The sequence below is a fragment of the Proteus columbae genome, from assembly GCF_009914335.1.
Classification (GTDB): domain Bacteria; phylum Pseudomonadota; class Gammaproteobacteria; order Enterobacterales; family Enterobacteriaceae; genus Proteus.
On sequence record NZ_CP043925.1, the window covers coordinates 3,940,298 to 3,960,528 of the forward strand.

Below are 20,231 nucleotides of genomic sequence, written 5' to 3' on the forward strand. Positions count from 1 at the left end.
TTTTGACATGATAAAGATAGTCATATTGACAATATATAAATAGCCAATAAAACAAAAGACGTTATAAAACAACAAATTAAAAACTGGCACGCTTCTTGATTATATCAATACATATCCCTATGAAAAGATTAATGAGAAGGAACAATACAAAATGGCTATTCATGTTAAAAATAATGTTAATTGGGTTGGACAACGTGACTGGGAAGTTCGTGATTTTCATGGCACTGAATACAAAACATTATTAGGCAGTAGCTACAACAGTTACCTAATACGTGAAGAAAAGAATGTGCTTATTGATACGGTCGATCATAAATTTAGCCGTGAATTTGTGCAAAATTTACGCACGCAAATTGATCTGGAAGAGATTGATTACATTATTATTAATCATGCAGAAGAAGATCACGCAGGCGCACTCACTGAGCTGATGTCTTTTATACCTAATACCCCGATTTATTGCACAGCAAATGCGATTGATTCAATCAATGGTCATCACCATCACCCTGAGTGGAATTTTAATATCGTTAAAACAGGCGACAGCTTAAATATTGGTAATGGCAAACAACTGATTTTTGTTGAGACACCCATGCTTCATTGGCCTGACAGCATGATGACCTATTTAACGGGAGATGCGATTTTATTTAGTAATGATGCCTTTGGTCAGCACTATTGTGATGAACGGTTATTTAACGATGAAGTTGACCAAACTGAATTATTTGAACAATGCCAACGCTATTATGCCAATATTCTGACGCCGTTTAGTCGCCTTGTAACACCCAAAATTAATGAAATTTTAGGCTTTAATTTACCTGTCGATATGATTGCAACCTCTCACGGTGTGGTATGGCGTGATAATCCAACACAAATCGTTGAATTATATCTAAAATGGGCAGCAGACTATCAAGAAGATCGCATCACTATTTTCTATGACACCATGTCAAACAATACACGAATGATGGCAGATGCGATTGCACAAGGTATTAACGAAATTGACCCTAACGTGTTTGTAAAAAGCTATAACGTCGCCAAAAGTGATAAAAATGACATCATCACTAGTGCTTTTCGTTCTAAGGGTGTGCTAGTCGGTTCATCGACAATGAACAATGTCATGATGCCAAAAATTGCCGCCATGCTGGAAGAGATGACTGGCTTACGTTTTCGTAATAAAAAAGCCGCTGCTTTTGGCAGTTATGGTTGGAATGGCGGTGCCGTAGATCGCATTCAAACCCGTTTAATGGATGCCGGATTTGAAACCGCATTAGCGCTAAAAACCAAATGGCGCCCAGATATGCAAGCACAAGAAATTTGTCGTGAATATGGTCGTGAAATTGCACGCCAATGGGCTTTAGCGCCACTTCCTGCAACCCAATCTTGTTGTACAGTCTCATCACAACCTGAAGTTGCCACAAATATTGAAGCTGTCGATTTAGGTCCTTGTATGCAATGCAGTGTGTGTCAATGGATTTACGATCCTGCAATTGGTGAACCGATACAAAATGTTCAACCTAATACGCCGTGGAGTGAAGTACCTGATAATTTCTTATGCCCTGAATGTTCATTAGGAAAAGATGTCTTTGATGCACTTGCCAAGGAGGCAAAATGAGTAAAGACCTTCTCAGTAATGGGATTGTCATTATTGGCGCTGGCTTTGCTGCGCGCCAATTAGTGAAAAATATTCGCAAATTTAATGCAGATATTCCTATTACCCTAATTGCATCAGACAGTATTGATGAATATAACAAACCCGATTTAAGCCATGTAATCAGTCAGGCACAAAGTGCCGATGATTTAACGAAACAAACAGCTCAAGACTTTGCACTACAATATCAATTAGCAATTCATCCTTATACGCAAATTACGGATATTAATACGGATGAAAAACGTATTCAGAGCATGCAAGGCGAACAATGGTATTACGATAAATTAATATTAGCCACTGGTGCCAAAACCTATTGTCCGCCAATTTCAGGGCATGAGTTAATGTTGACGCTCAATAGCCAACAAGAGTACCGAGCTTATGAAACGCAAATTCATCACGCTAAACGTATATTAATTTTAGGTGCTGGGTTAATTGGTACTGAATTAGCGATGGATTTTAGTCGCGCAGGTAAAGAAGTGATCCTTGCTGATATTTCTGGCCAATTATTATCGTCGCTGATCCCAGCTGATCTCAGTGGTCGTTTACAATCAAGCCTAACAGAAATTGGTGTGCGTTTAATGCTCAAATCACCGTTACAGTCATTAACACAAACCGATAACGGAATTTTAGCGACATTTAATCAACATCATCAATTAACCGTTGATTGTGTTATTGCCGCGACTGGGCTTACACCAAATATAGAGCTTGCTCATCTTGCAGGTTTACATACTGACCGTGGGATTATTGTGAATGAATATCTGCAAAGTAGTGATAAAGATATTTATGCCTTAGGTGACTGTGCACAAATCAACGGTAGCTTATTGCCTTTTTTACAGCCAATACAATTGAGTGCAATGCATTTAGCAAAATCACTTGTAGGTGAAAATAATGCACCACTTAATCTACCGCCAATGATTATTCGGGTAAAAACACCTTTAATGCCACTGCACCTTGCCGGTGAAACCGCACGTAAAGATTTAACGTGGAATATTAGTACAACACAATCGGGCATTATCGCTAAGGGCTTTGATGAAAATGATGAATTACGTGCCTTTGTGGTAACAGAAGAGCAGGTAAAAGAAGCGTTTGCTTTGCTAAGAACACTGTCCGCTTAATTTAAATAAATAGACTCTAAAAAGTATCTCTTCCCTAAGTTTGGCCTCTTAAATGACAAAAAGCACCTCAAGAGGTGCTTTTTGATCCTTACGATCTGACCATATATCAGGGTGCAGCGCAGGCGACGTTCGATAATTTATAGAGCAGGGCCGCTCATACCAGCTCTAGCGCAAATAATATACTGATAATAATGAGCATGATCAACAGTAACTAAATTATTATATATATCAATAACAAATCCCACAAAAACTCCCTAAAAGAAAACACCTTTTTAATCTCGTACCTTTGTTATCTCTATTAATAAAAACTGATTCACCGCTCACCTTGAGTATCTATCAACAAACGCTGATTTATATAATCGATAGTCTCATCTATCGTCATAATATTATTAACGACATTCGTAATACCTTGTCCGATAATAATTTCGGCTTGGCGTAAATTAAATAACTTGCCATTAGGTACCGAAGATTCTCGTATTCCCTTATTAATTTCTTGATAAGCCAATGTCATCCATGGGTAACGATGGCTAATTTCTTGGTTATGGCTGAAATTTTGATGATTACTGTTTCCACCTAATAAAATAAGGTGATCCATCACCATTGGGGAATAAAGCCAACGATAAAATTGCTCTGCATATTGTGATTTTTGGCTATAACGTGAAACGCCTAATACGCCACCGCCTAATTGTGGAATACTTCCGGGCACAGGTGCAAAACCTGTTTTAGGTAAAATATTGCTATGAGCGACATCGTTAAATAAATTCATATAAGCGATAAGCATAGCAAGATGACCTTGCTCAAATTGTCTAACTGATTCACTCCACCATTTATTATCAATATTTTCGGTGATCGACAATTGCTGTAGATATTCTTCTAATATTTCACCCGCTAACGGCATTGCTAATCTAGGAATATTATTACGTCCTATTAAACGCCCACCTTTTGCGTAGTAACGTAATAAATATTCTGTTGCAATGAGCCCTGCACTCCCTAATGTTGTTGAAGCGCCCATTGGACGATTTAATTGCCCTTCTTCATGCTGTTCAGTAAAAAACTGCGTTACATTATCGTATTCTTCGAACGTCGCAGGCACCGTTAATTCATTACCGGTTTTTTCGTAATACATTCTTTTTAGAATAGGATCTTCAAACAAGTCTTTTCGATAAAACAGAAGTTGCGCACTGGCATCAAAAGGCATGGCATAAGCAACATTATTGACTAAACTAAATTTCTGTTGAGTGGGCAATGAGAAATTATTTAATAAATCCGTTAGTCCATTACCGATCTTATCTAATGGCTGCAATATTCTTTCCGCAAACCAAGGAAAACACGCCATATCAATACGCAGCAAATCATAATATGGATGTAAATGTAGCTGACTCAATATTTGATAAACTTCATCATAAGGGTGTATCGCCAAATTAACTTTAATTCCTGTCTGGCGATAAAAATGGGGCAATAGTTTTTTTAATGCACTGGTTGAAGGACTAGGCAGAATAAGCAAATTAAGATTTATATCTGCTTTATCCTCACATATAACCGTAGCGGTTTGCGTATAAAGATGATCACTTTGATTACGCACATAAATGGCATTATTTGCTGTTATCTCTCCCTCATCGGCATCTTGCATTAGCGCATCAATTACTTCTAACCCAAGTTGGGCATAGTTCATTGGAAAGTAATACAACCCTTTTAATACAGGTGGAATATTATCGCTCAATGCAAAAATAGGCGGGCAATCATTATGGCTACCGAAATAACTGGCTTGTGTTAAATAACGTGCTTTTTCTATATCTTGAGCAATAAATATGTCTGGAATTTGCTCCATAGAAAAGAAATCAAACGCAATTTTATAGCTCTCTTCATCTGACGCACAAAGTACCACATTTTTTTTATTTGGTGCGTACTTCAAAAGTCGATTTTGTAATTCATTAACAAAAATCTGATTATTTAAATAATCACTGTTGCCAATAAAAATGCCGACCAATTTACCGACAGTTTTTGCTACCTGTTGGCAAATAGCCTCTGCCGCTTGAGCAAAATCGAGTGTAAAAAAACGTTGTGTATTGAGTGGTTGGCGATAAATAAATGCAATTTGAGAAGGGGATAATTTTAACGTGTCAAAATAGATATTCGCATCATTAAGGCAACTCACAGTGATCACTTGCTTATAACCACCTGCTGCAATTTTCTGTAATAGCTCTAACTCTGTGGTTTCAAGGTCATCCGTTAAAAAAAGATCGTAAGTAACCTCAGGAAAATGAGCGATAGATTGTCTTAAAGAATTAAAGAAAACAGCATATTTTTCAGAAACTAATTGAGGTAAAAGTATCGCAATTTTATGGCTTTTATTGGTTCTTAACAATTGAGCCTGTGTATTTAATTGATAACCCATTTGTTTGGCGGCTTGATACACAGCTTCAATTTTCTCAACGCTTACATTTCCACGCTTGTTCAATACGTTAGAAACCGTACCATGAGAAACACCTGCTAATTTTGCAATATCTTTTATCGTTGCCATAGACCTTTTTCCATCTCAATTTCCGCTTTCACTAGCATACCTGAATTATTTATCTCGACTACCGATAATTAATTTGAACGTTCCATTTAATAATTGTTTATAAAACAATCTTTTATTACTTGTCTCAAATAAATAATTATCAATATCAATTAAAAAGTCATATTCATATTAATCAATAAGATAATAAAATTAATTTGAATAAGATCACTGATCTGATCTTCATTTATTGGCAAAGACTCTTCATCATTTTATTATTGGAACGTTCAAATTTATCTATGTCTTATAGATAGCCAACACCAGATAATTAATAAAATCATAATAAAACAATAGGATAAGGGGATTTCTTATGAAACTTCATTTTTTAGGGACGGCTGCCTCAGAAGGCATACCCAATCCCTTCTGCCGTTGTGAACACTGTCTAAAAGCAAGAGAACTTGGTGGGAAAGATATCCGAACTCACTCGTCTGCCATTGTCGATGACATTATGTTAATCGACGTATCACCTACATTTAGCTACCAGTTAATGCGTGATGGAATGGATGCTACCCATTTTGAAAGTCTTCTATTCACTCACACGCATCCTGATCATTTCAATGTTGGCGATCTGTTTAGCCGAATGGAAGGTTATGGTTTTGAAATTAACCATCCCCTTCATATTTTTGGCAATGATCGCGCCATTAATGGTTGTATCGAAGTTTTACCTGGTTACAGCAAAGAGCGTTTCGCTTTTCACTGCTTAATTCCTTTTGTTACTGTCGAAAGAAACGGTTATAAAATTACGCCATTACTTGCTAATCATGCGAAATGGGAACTTTGCTATGTTTATCATATTGAGAAGGATGGCAAGGTGATTTTCTATGGTCATGATTCTGGTTGGTTCCCTGAATTAACGTGGAAATGGTTAGAAAACAAACCACTTGATATCATTGTTTTTGAATGTACTTATGGACTCAATGGTAAAGATCGTACTGATAATCATATGAGCTTAGAAACCGTATTTGCAGCAAAAGAAAAACTGCAACAACAAGGTTGTTTACATCAAGATACACAAATTGCCGTTTCGCATATTTCACATAGCGGTAAATTGCTTCACCACGAATTAGAAGCTGTTTGTGCTCCTCATAATATCCGCGTTGCCTACGACGGATTAACGTTAGAAACAAATTAAGAGGAGAACGATGATGGATATGAAAATAACCTCTCGCTTACTAATTATGATGTTTGTGCAATATTTCATGCAAGGTGCGTGGAATATGACTATGGGGCTAGTATTAAGTACCTACGGTATGGCAAGCATTATTGGTAATGCCTATGCTTTATTAGGTGTAGCAACAATTATCTCCCCATTATTTATTGGTATGGTGGCTGACCGTTTCTTTGCTTCACAAAAAGTGATGGGCATCCTTCATTTAATTAATGCCGCAGTCATTATTTGCGTTCCTCAATTTATTGAAGCACAAAACAGTGGTATGACTTTATTCTTAATTTTCATTATTGGATTATTGTTTTATCCAACCACTGCGCTTTCAAATAGTATTAGTTTCTCCCACATTAATGGTGTGAAATATTTCCCTATTATTCGTGTATTCGGTACGTTCGGTTTTATGGCTATCGGATTTATATTAGGAGAAATGGGCTTCTCTGGTAGCACAATGACTTGGTATATTGCTTCTGCTGTGGGCGTATTACTGGGTTTCTATTGCTTTACATTGCCTAATACACCACCGAAAGCGAAAGGCAAACCGTTCTCTGCTCGTGATATTTTATGTTTGGATGCACTGTCATTATTTAAAGATCGCTATTTCGCTATCTTAATGTTTAGTATCTTTATTTTAATGATCCCTAAAACAGCTTACTCAGCTTATATTCCCGTATTTATTAAAGCATTAGGTTTTAATAATGCAGCGTCTATTATGCAAATAGGGATCGCCTGTGAAGTGCTATTTATGTTTGTCTTGTCATTCTTCTTAATGAAATTTGGCTTCAAAATTACACTTCTTTTAGGTGCTGTTAGCTGGATTATTCGCTCAATATTCTTCTCTTATGCTGCGGTAAATACAGAATTCTATTTTATCGTCATCGGATTAATGTTGCAGGGATTATGTTGGGACTTCTTCTTTACTGCTGGTGATATCTATGTTGACCGCAAAGCAAAACCTGAAATCCGCGCTCAAGCACAAGGTTTACGTTTTATTGTCTCTAATGGTTTCGGCTTATTATTTGCTTCCACTATTTGTGGTCAAATCTTTAATTCAACCGTAACAGAAACAGGTGATGCAGCCTTACCACAATGGTCTACATTCTGGATATATCCAGCGATTGTTGCCGCCGTTGTGACGATGTTCTTTATCTTCTTCTTTAAAGATGATATGAGCAAAAAGAAAAATAACGAAGATAAAAAAGCACAAGAAAGTATTGCAACACCGTAGTTTTAAAATAAAGGAATAAGCCAACGTTAGGAGCAAACCATGGACGCATTAATACAGTTTGTTGACAGCATTGGCCCTTTATCACTTTCAAGTATCGCTAAATTACTGGCCGCCTTTATTTTAGGCGGCCTTATTGGCTTAGAGCGTGAATCAAAGGGAAAGCCTGTCGGTTTTAAAACCTGTGTCATTATTGCTGTTGCCAGTTGTTTATTAACCATTGTCTCTATTCAATCCGCAGAATATTACGCCAATATCTCTGATAATATTCGTAGTGATCCCATGAGATTAGCAGCACAAATTATCAGTGGTGTCGGTTTTTTGGGTGCAGGAGTCATATTACATCGGCGTGATGACGCAATTTCAGGTTTGACAACCGCGGCGATAGTATGGGCTTCAGCGGGTGTGGGGATTGCTTGTGGTTCAGGGTTTTATTGGCATGCAATGATTGTGACTGTTCTCTTTTTTATGGCTATTCAACTTAGCCCACAAGTGGTGCTATTTCAGATGAAAAACCAACGTCTAGGTAAGATAAAAGTGCGTATGCTATTTACTCATGAAAGCGGTGTTCCTCTTTTAATTGAGTATTTAAAAAACCATAAAGACGTGATTGAAAATCTGACTATTCGCGATATTAAAAAAGAACGCGTTGAAGTGAATTTGAAACTGTTAGTACGGCAAAAAATTACCTTACCTGAATTTTATTGCTCATTAAAACAGCTTGAACATGTTCATTCTGTTTCTTTGGATCATTAATATATTTAAAAATAAAAAGTGCGCTTTATCTTAGATAACCGCGCACTTTTCTATTATTTTGATGACCGATTGATGGTCATATTAAGGATTTTCTATAACTAACGGATTACCAAAACGTTCTAGATACATCATGCCAAATATTGTTGAAGCATAATCTGTAATATGCCCTACATCACGATAAACTGGTACACCATCTATATCGGTTAAGCAGACATTTTTATCACACTGTACATCTTTAGGGTCGATGATAATTAAAGTTGGATAGTCCTTTTTTAATTTAATAAATAACTGATCCATCCATGTATTCCCCTCACCTTTATAGTTTTTGGGATTACAGTTATTATCTGCAAAGTCTTTTCTTAATTTTGCATTTTCATAAAAACAGGTCATAAAACCACTTGGCATAGAATTAACTGTTTTAATAAAAACAGGTTTAGCGCCTGTGGTAATAATAAGATCAAGCGCTTCACGCATCGCTTTTTCAACGCGTTTACGAGACTCTTCGACGGTTCTAACATCACCTAGCTTATTAATGACATGATTTGATGCATAGTTATTCCAAACTTGCCCAAATATCACATAATCAAAGTGATTGTTCTTGATGAGTTGGTAATATTTCGCTGTTTGATCGTAACAACGCTGATAAACCGCATTTTTATGATTAGACCAATCATAAAGGTAAATATTAGGAAGAGTAATGCATGATGATGTTGCTTGTGCATACACATCAAGCTTCGCATCTTTACCTAAAATATCCATAAAGCCCCAATAATGATTTGCATGAGAATCGCCAAATAAAAACGCTTTTCTCTGGCTTCCCACTTCACCAATATGGCACATTTTATCTGGATCAGAGGCTTCAAAATTCATACATTTAGTTCGATTAGGATAATCAAACTGATTCAACTTAGCTTCTAAATTAACGTAATTTTGCCCAAGCCTTGCGCCAACACCTTGATATTTTTCATTTAGTGCATTTAGCCCTAAAGTGCATAAGATAGGAATAATTAACAAAAGTGTGATGGAATATTTAAAGGCTAAACGCTTTCTTCTAAGCGGTTTTTCAATAAACAAATAAGAGGTTATTGAGAGCAATAAGGTTAATGCTAACAGTGATCCTTTTTGTAGTTCTGTATTAAACACACCAATATAACGTGCAACTGCAAATAATGGCCAATGCCATAAATAGAGAGAGTAAGATAATAATCCAACGATCACAATTGGCTTTAATGAAAGTATTTTTTTAATAATACTTCCATGCTGTCCAGTATAAATAATGAGTGCGGCACCAAGACAAACATATAACGTATTAATATTCGGATAACCTGCAATAATATCATTTTGAAATGCAACCCAAACAATAACACCTAGCGCAATTAAGCTAATAACATCATTTATTCTTCGATTGAGTTTCATTTTCGTGGGCAAATAAGCCACACAAGCACCTAACATAAACTCAAATATACGCGAGCTAAAATAATAATAGTTCTTAGGCTGATCTTTCTGATAAAAAAACACAAAAGAAAAAGACACTATTGCAATAAATACAATAGGATAGAAATGACTTATTTTTTCTTTATGATTAATTTTATGTAGAAAATAAAGTGCAAAAGGTAAGAAAAGATACCATTGCCACTCTATCGCTAAAGACCATGTATGCAATAACGGTAAAAAAAGTGCATCTTGCGCTGCATAGCTAGTTGTTGCCCTTGCAAAATATTTATTAGAGAGAAAGGCTGAGGCGTATTTTTCGCTATTTGTAATATCTAAGTAATCGCTAGGAAGGTAAAAAAGCCCTGAAATCACTAAAACAGCGATTAATACAACTAAATAAAGTGGCTGTAATCGCCATAATCGACGATTATAAAAATCACAAAATGAAAAATTACCGGGTGATAATGAGGTTTTAATTATCAATGAGATCAAAAAACCAGAGATCACAAAGAAGATATCGACACCAATAAACCCTGAAGGGATTAAGCGATTATCCAAATGGAAAAGAATAACCAGAATAACAGCAATAGCTCTTAAACCATCAATATCAGCGCGATATTTTACATTCATAATTCAAGTACATTATCCAGATAAAAAGAATTGCCGGATTATATACCAATTAACCATATCGCTTTAGTCACAAAGGGAATGATTTGTTATTTTATGCCCGAATACACTGAAAATATTATTTTTTATCAGTTGTACTCGTTAATTAATATTGACCTTCACAAACTCACGATGAGCATACTGAACAGCTTCCAACACAACTCAATCTGAAATTTCAATTACTTTATTTATTTTAAAAAGATAATACTGTCCCTAGCCCAGGGACAAGGGACGCATTAATAGGAGGAAAGATGAAAAGCCGAGATATTTTATTATTGCTAAAACTAATATCACTGCAACACCATGAAAATCAATTAAATGGAATTAAAAACTTAAGCTCACAGCCTGAGTTATGGCAAAGTAGGAACATGCCAGAAGGAGAAGTATTGAAGCAACAAGGGAGCATTACTATTAAACGATGTACTGATATTGGTCTAGCCAAGAAAGATCGTAAATATGGTGTGCCAAAAACGAATAAGAAATCCTTACTTGAATTTATTATATACGGAATAAAATATGTATTCCCCGCCAGAATGGGCGAATTAACACGAGGAATTGCCACCTCATTCTCAGCTCCTATGCTAAATGACAAGCTATTTAGTTCGGGGGAATTAATCCCTGTCTGGCCTGATGAAAGAGCAAAAAGTAAAGGATTAAATCGCGATGATGTTAGCATACTTAAAATTATGCCAAGTAATTCTGACCTCAGTTTCACTGTCAATTCTGATTGTGACAATATTTTTTTCATTGCTCAATAAACACACATAAACAATTGAAATTATTAAGTATAGTTACTGATTAAATTCTGAAGTAGTTCCCATCATCACTTCAGATGAAAGAGAACCTTTACTCACCACAAATTTTGGATGTCGAATAACGATAGAGGTATTAATATCATAGAACATTAATGATGATCGGCTCAGTTCTAACTCATCATAAAGCGTCTTCATTTCTGCTGATGACGTATTTTCACATAATCGCCCAAGCGTGATATGAATAATATTTTTATGAAGAGTGTTATCAATGGGGATCTGCTGATAAACCTTTTGTCTAAATTGTTCTAATTCCTTTGAAACGCCCGTTAATATCACACTACCATTAGACGTTAGTACAACGTTATTAAATGAAATTTCAATTCGTTTTGTTTGATTAAAGATTTGGGCAATCTCATGGCACCACGCCAATAATACGGGTCGTTGCAGTTTAAACTGTTCATTTTGTTGATTAAAAATCGTTAATAATGTGGAATGAAATTCTTGTGGCTGAACAAATTCAATAAATGGAAACTTAAGTGCAAGCGGTTCACAATAAGCCATTAGCTTCTGGCTAAAGGAAATAAAGCTTTCCTCAATTTCAGGCTGACAAATCATTAATTGCCCCGCATTTAAGCTGACATCAAAAATACTTTCATCATTGATTTGTCGTTGCCAAATTTCACCTGTTGACAATTTTTTGAGTGTTGCTTGTGTCAGGAATTCGCATGCCATAAATGCACCTAAGTAAAAAATATAATTATTGCTATTACTTTGGTTGGAGTGAAATTTAAAATCAAGTTGCAGAGTGAATAATAAAAAGTGGCTTTCATCTAAAAGCCACTGTCACATCAATGGGGGAGATGTTAAAAATGGGCTATCTATAAATACTCAATCAAAATCAAATCAATTACAGAAAATTAGCAGCTTTAAACTTCGCGAGAGCATCTGCTGTTTGCTCTGCGGTCATTGGACGTAATGGTCGACGAGGAGAGCCCACATCAATACCATGCAGTTGCATTGCCACTTTTCCTGCCGCAACGCCGCCGTATTCGACTAACACACGAATAATCGCAATCACTTTATCCATGCAAGCGGTCACACCTTCATGATCACCCGCTTTGAATTTTTCAATAATTTCAAGGTATAAGGGAGCTGCATAGTTATAAGTACTGCCGACTGCACTTAATGCACCGCAGGCTAATCCAGCAGGAATAAATTCATCAACCCCAAATGGGATGTCATATTTTCCACCATCTACACGTAAGCAACGCTGGAATTCATACATATCAGGAGAGTTAAATTTCATACCTGATAGATTTGGGATAGCTTTACCCGCAGCTTGTAAGAATTTTTCCATATCAATGCTTAAGCCTGACATCGTGGAATGATAATAATAAAAACCTTTTGATGGCGCACTGGCGGCGGCTAAACGGCAATATTCAACCAAATCATCAACATTGCCTGGCTTAAAGAAACAAGGACCAATCACTGATGTTGCTTTGATATCTAATGTCTCAGCATGGCGAGCAAGTTCTAGTGTATCCGCAATGCTTAATGCACCCGTGTGAATAATAAGGTCTAGTTTACCCTGACTGGCATCAACCCAGCGTTCAGCTACCTTCTTACGTTCTTCAACAGAGCAATGAATACCTTCACCCGTTGTTCCTAATACATAAGCACCCGTCACACCGCTTGCTATAAGATGTTTTGCTATCTCATCAATGACAGGATAATTAACGCTACCGTCAGTCGCAAATGGGGTATGAGGCGCGGCAATCAGTCCAGAGAGTTTGTTCATGATCACTTCCTTTGGAGGTTAATTTCTTTATTGTTTAATTTATGGAGTTTGACTCTATATTAGAGAGCTACACTTCAGAACGCAATAACGAAATGAGCGTTAAAGGAAGAGAAAAATGAAAGTGTGATCTTTCGCCAATTTTCGCAAAAAATCACACAATGCAGAAATGAGCTTACGCGGAATGAGTCTGTTTTAACGCATTCAGTGTTCGTAGTTTTTGCTCCTTGACCATTTCTGGTTGAGCTTGAACTAACAAGGTATAGAGGAGATCCAACACAAAGAGTTGTGCTGTTTTTGTGCCAATAGAGTCGCCTTGCAATTTCCCTTGTCGATTACCATTAATCAAATGGTAGTCCGCATGTTCCATAATCTGTGAACCCAAATTATGAGTCAGTGCAATGGTATGGGCTCCCGCTTCTTTTGCCAATTTAAGGGAATGAACCGTTTCTGGTGAATTACCTGAGTGGCTAATACCAATAGCAACATCACCCGGTTTTAATAACGAGGCTTGCATATACATAAAATGGTTATTTGTCACCGCATCAACACGATAACCAATTCGCATTAATTTATTTTTTAGATCTTCCGCCGTTATACCTGAAGAACCAACACCACAGATAAAAATATAATTTGCTGACAATAAAGCATCTACAGCGCCTTGAACTTGCTTCATATCGAGCAGATTCAATGTCTCTGATAGTACGTTATTAATCGTTGCTTGAAGTTTTAAACCAATGGTATGGATATCGTCTTGATGAGTGACTTCTGCATCAAGAATAGGTGACTCTTCATTATCAGAGGTCGCCATTTCAATCGCCAAATCCATTTTAAAATCTTGAAACCCTTTATAACCCAAAGTACGACAAAAACGCACAACCGTCGCTTCACCCGCTTTTGTCGCTTGTGAAAGTTGAGCAATAGAGAGCTGAGTAACTTCTGTAGGATGGAACAGGATATAGTCTGCAATACGCTGTGATACTCGCGTTAGACTATTTTTCATTGCGCCTAGCGTATCAAGTATTTTACCCGGCTTTAATCGGGTCGTTGCCTGTTCTGTCATGGAGATTATCCTTGGTTGCAGAAGATACACGGAAAAAATTCTGCTAACAAGAGTACCAATTCCAACAGGTTAAAAAAAGCCTTGCTCATACAATAATATGATAATAAAAAACGCTTTATTCCTTATGTCATCAGAATACAACTTACTGATACATCAGAAATAAAGCGCTTAATAAAAACAGTAATTTTTAGTCAGTCAATGTGGCGACATCCAACTTAACGACCACTTTCTTCAGTGTATTTGCACCCTTTTCAGCCGAAATTCCCGGTTTATGAGGTTCATAAGGCATAAAAACAGCAAACATGCTTGGTGTAAGCGTTAAGGTCTGTTGACCTATTATTGTATCGGTTAGTTGATAATCATCAGCTTCATTATAAGGTGTCGCATCTTGAGCTGAGCCTTGTATACCAAAATCAATAATTTCCTCACCAGATAGCAATATCTGAATATCAATATAACGCTGATGTAACTCTGCACGTTTTTGCTCACGAGGCTGCGTGTCAAACGTCATCACATTCATAAACAACGTTTCACCGTCAATTTTATAACTACCCGGTGCGAGAGATGCAGGATCAAGTGCGAGTGCTTTTTCCATCGCGTTACGCAGTGCTGAATTCATTTCTGGCATCAAAGCCAAATCTGATATGTGTCCAAATAACATAGGTTATCCCCTATTAATTCCCTGATGTTTCATTGTCATCTAATGAAATTTGTTTTGCTGAGGCGAAAAGAGGCGCTGTGATTGTTCCTGCTATTACCACAGACATTGCACCAATCACTCCGTAGAAAAAGAAGTTAAGATCACTGCCATAACGAGCTGCTAATACCGCAATAATACTGACGATAATACCCACTACGGCACTGCCTGCATTGGCACGTTTAACAAAAATACCCAGCATAAACAGACCTGTCATTGGGCCACCCATTAAACCAATCAGGCTGTTAAAAGCATCCCAAATTTCAGACTCATCAGATAAAACTAACCAAATGGCTGCAAGGCTGCTGAATACACCCGCTACGATAATCACTAATCTCGCGACTTTCATTTTTTGTTCAGCACGGCGTTCAGATTTACTTAAACGTGTGTAAATATCAGAGTTAAAACAGCTTGAGATACTGTTTAAGCTACTCGAAATACTCGATTGAGCCGCAGCAAAAATAGCCGCAATAATTAATCCAGCAATACCGACTGGCATTTCGGTCACAATAAATAGAGGGAGAATACCACCTGTATTAAAGCCTTCAGGTAAGAAGCTAGGATTCTGTTTGTAATACACAAACAAGGCCGAGCCGATAGCGAAGAAGAAAATAGGAATAATGGCAACTAATTTAGCGTTTGTTATCAATGTACGCTTAGTTTCTTCAATGGAATCCGTCACAATATAACGCTGTACGACATCCTGACTTGCGGTAAATTGCTGAATGTTCGCGAATAAAAATCCGATCATCAAAACAGGAATGGTGCTATCAGTCCAACTCCAACGTAATTGTGTCGCAGGGAAGAATTTATCTGCCTGTGATGTTGCTGTGAAAATTTCACTAATTCCGCCATCAACTTTAAAGCAGATCATAATAAAGATAAGCACTGCGCCACCTGATAGTAATAACCCTTGAATAACGTCAGTCCAAATAACGCCTTCAATGCCACCCATCCAAGTATAAACAATACATAGCAAGCTAATCAGCACAATTAATACTACGGGATCGATACCCATAAAAGGACGCAAAGCAAGTACAGTTAAATAAGTAATAATTGCCACTCGACCAATATGGAATAACATAAATGAAAGGCTGGCAAATAAACGGCTGCGTATATCAAAACGCGCTTCTAAATATTCATAAGCCGAGGTGATTTTTAATTTTCTAAAAAACGGAATATAGAAATAAAAGACTAATGGCAAAATAGCGATAGCTAAATATTGCCCAATAATGAAAGTCCAGTCTGAGGTATAAGCCTTTGCAGGAATAGACATAAACGTAATCGAGCTTAATGTGGTTGCAAAGACGGAAACACCCGCAGCCCAACCTGGAACGCGACCTCCGCCACGGAAATAATCATCCGCGGTTTTTTGACGTTTAGAGAAATAAACACCAACGAGTAGCATTGCTGCTAAATAACCAAACAGCACTGCATAATTAATGAAACCAAAATCATGTAATTGCATTTTTTAGTCCTGCCATATGTAGGGTAAAAGGTAAGTTTTACGACAGTTTTTTATTGCTCTCTAGCCCACAGGACAGCGCCCCAGAGCCCGGCATCATGATGGTAGTGAGCCGATAATATCGGCACTTGTAATGCTAATGGCTGTTGTGTCATGGCTGCTTGAACGAGTTCTATATACCCTTTCGCTAGCCCAACACTACCGCCAAGAACGACACAATCGGCATCGGTTGTTGCTTTGATATCTGTCACCAAATTTGCAATTGTGTTTGCTGAGTGCTCAATAATTGATTTTGCTTGTGAATTTCCCTGATGAAAGGCAGCAAAAATCGCTTTAGCATCTTTTCCTGCAAGCTCTCCAGTTGCCTGTGCGGCAATCGCACGACCTGAAGCGATAGCTTCAACGCAACCATAGCGACCACAGCCACAACGTGGGCCATGAGGATCTGCTAAGGTGTGACCTAAATGGCCTGCAATACCTCGTTTCCCTGTAAAAAGTTGTCCTTGTTGAATAACGCCACCGCCAACACCTGTCGATACAGTGATAAACGCCATATCAGAAATAGTTTCTCGACGATAATCATATTCAGCCCATGTTGCAGCTTGAGCATCATTCAGTAACCAACATGGCAACCCCGTGATCGCAGATAACGTTTCTTTTAAAGGAAAATCCTTTAATCCGCCTAAATTATCTGGATTCAGAGCCGTTAAAATGCCATTACAAATAATGCCTGTTGATGCAACGGCAACACTATCAGCATGGTTTTTTAGTGGTGTCGTAATAGCAACGAGTGCTTCATAAAGTTGTGTTGGTGATGCACTTGCGGGTGTGGTGATCTGCGTATGTTGTGTCAATTGGTTATCTCGGCTAATTAATGCTGCCGAAATTTTTGTTCCTCCAATATCAATGGCTAATGTATTCATTTATCTAACTCCTGCTGCCACTTTAATGCTTGAGTGAACCAATCACAGACATGCTCAAGACGTGTTAATGCAGAGCCTACAGTGACAGCCCAAGCACCCGCGTGCATACCTCTTGCTGCCATCATCGGTGTGTTATAACGCCCTTCAGCAATCACTCGGCATCCTTTTTCAGCCAATGCAGTGACCAGCTGTAAATCAGGCAGCTTTGGTATTTCGCCACCGGTATAGCCCGACATCGTTGAACCAATAAATTCAGTGCCCAACTCTTGGCAATACATGCCTTCGTCAAAGGTGGCGCAATCCGCCATCGCCAATTTTCCTAAACGATGAATATGAGCTAATAACGTTTTCACGGGTACAGGACGCACACGATCAGTACCATCAAAAGCAATAATATCTGCACCTGCGGTGGCTAATTCTTCAATATCACTGAGCCACGGTGTGATCCTTACAGGACTATCAGGCAAATCACGCTTCACAATGCCAATAATCGGCACATCAATAAGAGGACGCGTTGCTTTTAAATTATCAATTCCCTCAATACGTACTGCGATTGCACCTGCATTTACTGCGGCTTGAGCCATAGCAGCGACAATTTCGGGCTTATCCATTGGACTATTATCAACGGGCTGGCAAGACACGATTAATCCGCCCTTTTGCTGAATATCCTTAGTCATTTTTTCAATTAGCGCCATTTTGAACTCACTGTTCTCTTCTTTTGAAATACAACTCCAAATTATAATATTTTACGGAGTTTAATTTCTCAATCAAAAAAATAACAATTTGTGAAGAAGATCAAACAATAACCACAGCCATATAACCAACTGATAAATAAACAAAATAAAAAGGAAGAATGATGTCTCCACCACTCTTCCTGTTTTTTTACTTTGTTTTCATTAAGTAAAATCAGAAATGGAACTGCAACCCAACACGATAACGCGTCTGACGAGCATCACTAAGTGGGCTTACTGCCATGTTGCCAATTTCAATATAAGGCGTGAATGTACTGTTGATTTGATAAGAGAAAGCGACGTTATGCTCATAATTACGTTTTTTATTATCGTATTTTATGGCATCGCTATACATTTGCGTGTAGTCATATTCCACTTTAAATTTGTTATATTTATAACCAATAAAACCATCAAAACGATTTGTCTTTTCGTCATCAACACCTTGTTTTGTTTTACGGGCATAATCAAAACGATAACGCCCTGCAATATATAAACCACTATCAAAATTATATTGTGCTTTTAAATAAGGTTTATATATAGAAGTATCGGTAACTGTTTCGAAAATAAGACCGGGCTGTAATGTGACATTATTATTTAATTTATGATTGTAGCTTAATCCCATTTCAATGGCATTATTAACAACATCACTAAATAATTTATCTTTTTCACCATCAACACCACCTGATTTGACACTCGCATCAATATAAAAACCAATGCCATTTGAAAAAGAATGAATAAATGCAATTCTATCTTTATTAATTCGTGTCGAATCTGCATATTCATGACGGAAGTCTAATGTAGTCGCATATAATTGAGATGACATTAATAAAGTACAGCATGCCAATAAAAGTTTTTTCTTTTTATTTGCCATAATATTTACCTAAATAGGTAAGACTCCCTGAATAAATCAGGGGCCTTAATGGGTTATTTTAATTTATATGTAGGGAGAGATTATTCAATAATTAATTGTTTATCTTTCATCGTTAAAGTAATAACTGAATTAACAGCTTCACCTTTATTTGTTTCACCTCCAATTAAATAAAGTGAATTATCATGTGAGATAGTGACACCATAGCCAAGAGGAAGAGGTAATTCGCCAATGACTTTCCATTGATTATTAATAAAGCCATAAATTTCTTTATGCCACGTTTTTTCTAGTCCTTGATGCGCAAAATAATGTTGCTGTGCATAGTTTGCCTGAGAACCCGGAAAATTTGCCCCTCCAGCAACCAGCAAGGTGTGCATGCTGTAACCCGCAAATGCACCTGCTAAGCCGTCTTGTTGCTGATCAGGTGTAGGATTTGGTAGCTTTTGTGCTACCGTGTTCCATTGTAATTGATTGTTTTTAAATATCGCTATTTGCACTTCACTGGTTCGTAATCCCGGTTTTATTTCACCATTTATTAAGGTGATTTTATTACCATCATAAGCTAATGCCGAACCCGCCGTTCCATTAAATGGCATAACACCTAATAATCGCCATTGATTACTTTCAGCGTTATATTCCATTATATTTCGATTAAAGAAGTAACCTTCCGCAGGTTTATTAAAATAATCACTGATGACTTTTTTATTTTCAGATCCATTCTCTTTGGTACGGTTTAAATCAACAAAGTAACCATCAAAAATTTGTTGATTAACACCACCAAGAATAATAGCTTCATGGTTGTTAATATTAATACCAGCATGCCCAACTAATCCGTAAGGCGCCCGCGTATTCACTTTTTCCCATTTATTTTCTTTAGGTAAATAACGATAAACTTCTGTGAGTGCACTAATAGTTTCACTCTCTTTATTTTCTTTTCCCGCACCACCAAATACATAAATATCGTTATTTAATGCTAGTGCAATGGCCTGATCTCTTTGTGTACCAGGAAAGTCTGCTATTTTTTCCCATTGTTTTGTTTGATTATTAAGATCAAGCTTATACCAAGATTTTCCTGCTGTGCCTAAACCAATATAAATAACATTTTTGTTGATTGTTCCTGCCCCACTTTTAAATGTGACAGGTAAGTTAGGAAGTTTTTCTGCAAAGCTAGTAGAGGTGAATATTGCTGACACTAGCATTACAGAGAGACAGGCGTAAGATATTTTCTTTATTCTGTTCATACTTATTAGCTCTTATTATTGTCATCAAGTAGGGTGTTTTTTGTATATTGAAGATCACTCCAATATATAATTATTTTCGGAGTTAAACTTCAAATCGATCTTTTCTGAATTGTGAAGACGATCAAAATGTCTATTTTTT

Annotated in this window: 17 protein-coding genes; 6 read left to right on the plus strand and 11 right to left on the minus strand. The window is 37.1% G+C overall.

Translation table 11 applies throughout. The annotated features are described in order from the left end of the window. The first annotated feature begins 151 nt into the window (after positions 1 to 151). Positions 152 to 1,600, plus strand: a complete 1,449-nt coding sequence (gene norV / locus F1325_RS18335) for an anaerobic nitric oxide reductase flavorubredoxin (RefSeq protein WP_109373753.1) — start codon at positions 152 to 154, stop codon at positions 1,598 to 1,600. After that, a complete protein-coding gene (gene norW, locus F1325_RS18340; RefSeq protein ID WP_160230808.1) occupies positions 1,597 to 2,751 on the plus strand; it encodes an NADH:flavorubredoxin reductase NorW in 1,155 nt (384 codons plus the stop codon). The genes norV and norW overlap by 4 nt, the downstream gene beginning before the upstream one ends. 313 nt (positions 2,752 to 3,064) lie before the next feature. Here norW and F1325_RS18345 read toward each other — a convergent pair whose 3' ends face one another. Next, complete coding sequence (locus F1325_RS18345) at positions 3,065 to 5,272, minus strand: extracellular solute-binding protein (protein ID WP_109373755.1); 2,208 nt, start codon at positions 5,270 to 5,272, stop codon at positions 3,065 to 3,067. Between the two features lie 346 nt (positions 5,273 to 5,618). On the opposite strand from F1325_RS18345, the gene F1325_RS18350 reads away from it, so the two are divergent. From F1325_RS18350 to F1325_RS18360, 3 genes are read left to right on the plus strand one after another with little or no spacing between them, the layout of a single operon-like run. Continuing rightward, positions 5,619 to 6,440 carry an MBL fold metallo-hydrolase gene (locus F1325_RS18350; RefSeq protein WP_160230809.1) on the plus strand — a complete coding sequence of 274 codons (822 nt, stop codon included), beginning with the start codon at positions 5,619 to 5,621 and terminating at the stop codon, positions 6,438 to 6,440. 13 nt (positions 6,441 to 6,453) lie between these two features. Further along, entirely contained in the window at positions 6,454 to 7,701 is a 1,248-nt protein-coding gene (locus F1325_RS18355; protein ID WP_160230893.1) for an MFS transporter, read from the plus strand. A 39-nt stretch (positions 7,702 to 7,740) separates the two neighbouring features. Next, positions 7,741 to 8,454 (plus strand): MgtC/SapB family protein, encoded by a 714-nt coding sequence (locus F1325_RS18360; protein ID WP_109373757.1) that lies wholly within the window; start codon positions 7,741 to 7,743, stop codon positions 8,452 to 8,454. An 81-nt stretch (positions 8,455 to 8,535) separates the two neighbouring features. Here the strand turns inward: F1325_RS18360 and F1325_RS18365 are convergent, their stop codons facing one another. Next, on the minus strand, positions 8,536 to 10,518 hold the full coding sequence (locus F1325_RS18365; RefSeq protein WP_160230810.1) for an acyltransferase family protein: 1,983 nt from the start codon (positions 10,516 to 10,518) through the stop codon (positions 8,536 to 8,538). Positions 10,519 to 10,805: 287 nt separating this feature from the next. Between F1325_RS18365 and F1325_RS18370 the strand changes: the two genes are divergently transcribed. Then, a complete protein-coding gene (locus F1325_RS18370) occupies positions 10,806 to 11,312 on the plus strand; it encodes a hypothetical protein (RefSeq protein WP_196573599.1) in 507 nt (168 codons plus the stop codon). Between the two features lie 33 nt (positions 11,313 to 11,345). Here the strand turns inward: F1325_RS18370 and F1325_RS18375 are convergent, their stop codons facing one another. From F1325_RS18375 to F1325_RS18415, 9 genes are all read right to left on the minus strand, one after another. Continuing rightward, positions 11,346 to 12,041 carry a hypothetical protein gene (locus F1325_RS18375; RefSeq protein WP_109373759.1) on the minus strand — a complete coding sequence of 232 codons (696 nt, stop codon included), beginning with the start codon at positions 12,039 to 12,041 and terminating at the stop codon, positions 11,346 to 11,348. 175 nt (positions 12,042 to 12,216) lie between these two features. Beyond that, entirely contained in the window at positions 12,217 to 13,107 is an 891-nt protein-coding gene (locus tag F1325_RS18380) for a dihydrodipicolinate synthase family protein (protein WP_100158564.1), read from the minus strand. 172 nt (positions 13,108 to 13,279) lie between these two features. Further along, complete coding sequence (locus F1325_RS18385) at positions 13,280 to 14,167, minus strand: MurR/RpiR family transcriptional regulator (RefSeq protein WP_109373760.1); 888 nt, start codon at positions 14,165 to 14,167, stop codon at positions 13,280 to 13,282. A gap of 187 nt (positions 14,168 to 14,354) precedes the next feature. Next, positions 14,355 to 14,828: an N-acetylneuraminate anomerase gene (nanQ, locus tag F1325_RS18390; protein ID WP_109373761.1), complete on the minus strand. Its 474-nt coding sequence runs from the start codon at positions 14,826 to 14,828 to the stop codon at positions 14,355 to 14,357. Between the two features lie 13 nt (positions 14,829 to 14,841). After that, a complete protein-coding gene (locus F1325_RS18395; protein ID WP_109373762.1) occupies positions 14,842 to 16,332 on the minus strand; it encodes a sodium:solute symporter in 1,491 nt (496 codons plus the stop codon). 50 nt (positions 16,333 to 16,382) lie between these two features. Next, complete coding sequence (nanK, locus tag F1325_RS18400) at positions 16,383 to 17,252, minus strand: N-acetylmannosamine kinase (protein ID WP_109373763.1); 870 nt, start codon at positions 17,250 to 17,252, stop codon at positions 16,383 to 16,385. Further along, positions 17,249 to 17,947: an N-acetylmannosamine-6-phosphate 2-epimerase gene (locus tag F1325_RS18405; protein WP_109373764.1), complete on the minus strand. Its 699-nt coding sequence runs from the start codon at positions 17,945 to 17,947 to the stop codon at positions 17,249 to 17,251. Before F1325_RS18405 ends, nanK begins: the two co-directional genes overlap by 4 nt. A 211-nt stretch (positions 17,948 to 18,158) precedes the next feature. Beyond that, positions 18,159 to 18,854 carry an oligogalacturonate-specific porin KdgM family protein gene (locus F1325_RS18410; protein ID WP_109373765.1) on the minus strand — a complete coding sequence of 232 codons (696 nt, stop codon included), beginning with the start codon at positions 18,852 to 18,854 and terminating at the stop codon, positions 18,159 to 18,161. An 80-nt stretch (positions 18,855 to 18,934) separates the two neighbouring features. Continuing rightward, positions 18,935 to 20,092, minus strand: coding sequence for an N-acetylneuraminate epimerase (locus F1325_RS18415; protein WP_160230811.1), 1,158 nt, complete (start codon positions 20,090 to 20,092; stop codon positions 18,935 to 18,937). Between the last annotated feature and the right edge of the window lie 139 nt (positions 20,093 to 20,231).

Bases quoted from the DNA above. Each gene is read 5' to 3' on its own strand.
- nanQ (WP_109373761.1), bottom strand. From the start codon at position 14,828: ATGTTATTTGGACACATATCAGATTTGGCTTTGATGCCAGAAATGAAT.
- F1325_RS18405 (WP_109373764.1), bottom strand. From the start codon at position 17,947: ATGGCGCTAATTGAAAAAATGACTAAGGATATTCAGCAAAAGGGCGGA.
- F1325_RS18350 (WP_160230809.1), top strand. From the start codon at position 5,619: ATGAAACTTCATTTTTTAGGGACGGCTGCCTCAGAAGGCATACCCAAT.
- F1325_RS18365 (WP_160230810.1), bottom strand. From the start codon at position 10,518: ATGAATGTAAAATATCGCGCTGATATTGATGGTTTAAGAGCTATTGCT.
- nanK (WP_109373763.1), bottom strand. From the start codon at position 17,252: ATGAATACATTAGCCATTGATATTGGAGGAACAAAAATTTCGGCAGCA.
- F1325_RS18385 (WP_109373760.1), bottom strand. From the start codon at position 14,167: ATGACAGAACAGGCAACGACCCGATTAAAGCCGGGTAAAATACTTGAT.
- F1325_RS18380 (WP_100158564.1), bottom strand. From the start codon at position 13,107: ATGAACAAACTCTCTGGACTGATTGCCGCGCCTCATACCCCATTTGCG.
- F1325_RS18360 (WP_109373757.1), top strand. From the start codon at position 7,741: ATGGACGCATTAATACAGTTTGTTGACAGCATTGGCCCTTTATCACTT.
- norW (WP_160230808.1), top strand. From the start codon at position 1,597: ATGAGTAAAGACCTTCTCAGTAATGGGATTGTCATTATTGGCGCTGGC.
- F1325_RS18415 (WP_160230811.1), bottom strand. From the start codon at position 20,092: ATGAACAGAATAAAGAAAATATCTTACGCCTGTCTCTCTGTAATGCTA.
- F1325_RS18370 (WP_196573599.1), top strand. From the start codon at position 10,806: ATGAAAAGCCGAGATATTTTATTATTGCTAAAACTAATATCACTGCAA.
- F1325_RS18395 (WP_109373762.1), bottom strand. From the start codon at position 16,332: ATGCAATTACATGATTTTGGTTTCATTAATTATGCAGTGCTGTTTGGT.
- norV (WP_109373753.1), top strand. From the start codon at position 152: ATGGCTATTCATGTTAAAAATAATGTTAATTGGGTTGGACAACGTGAC.
- F1325_RS18375 (WP_109373759.1), bottom strand. From the start codon at position 12,041: ATGGCATGCGAATTCCTGACACAAGCAACACTCAAAAAATTGTCAACA.
- F1325_RS18410 (WP_109373765.1), bottom strand. From the start codon at position 18,854: ATGGCAAATAAAAAGAAAAAACTTTTATTGGCATGCTGTACTTTATTA.
- F1325_RS18355 (WP_160230893.1), top strand. From the start codon at position 6,454: ATGGATATGAAAATAACCTCTCGCTTACTAATTATGATGTTTGTGCAA.
- F1325_RS18345 (WP_109373755.1), bottom strand. From the start codon at position 5,272: ATGGCAACGATAAAAGATATTGCAAAATTAGCAGGTGTTTCTCATGGT.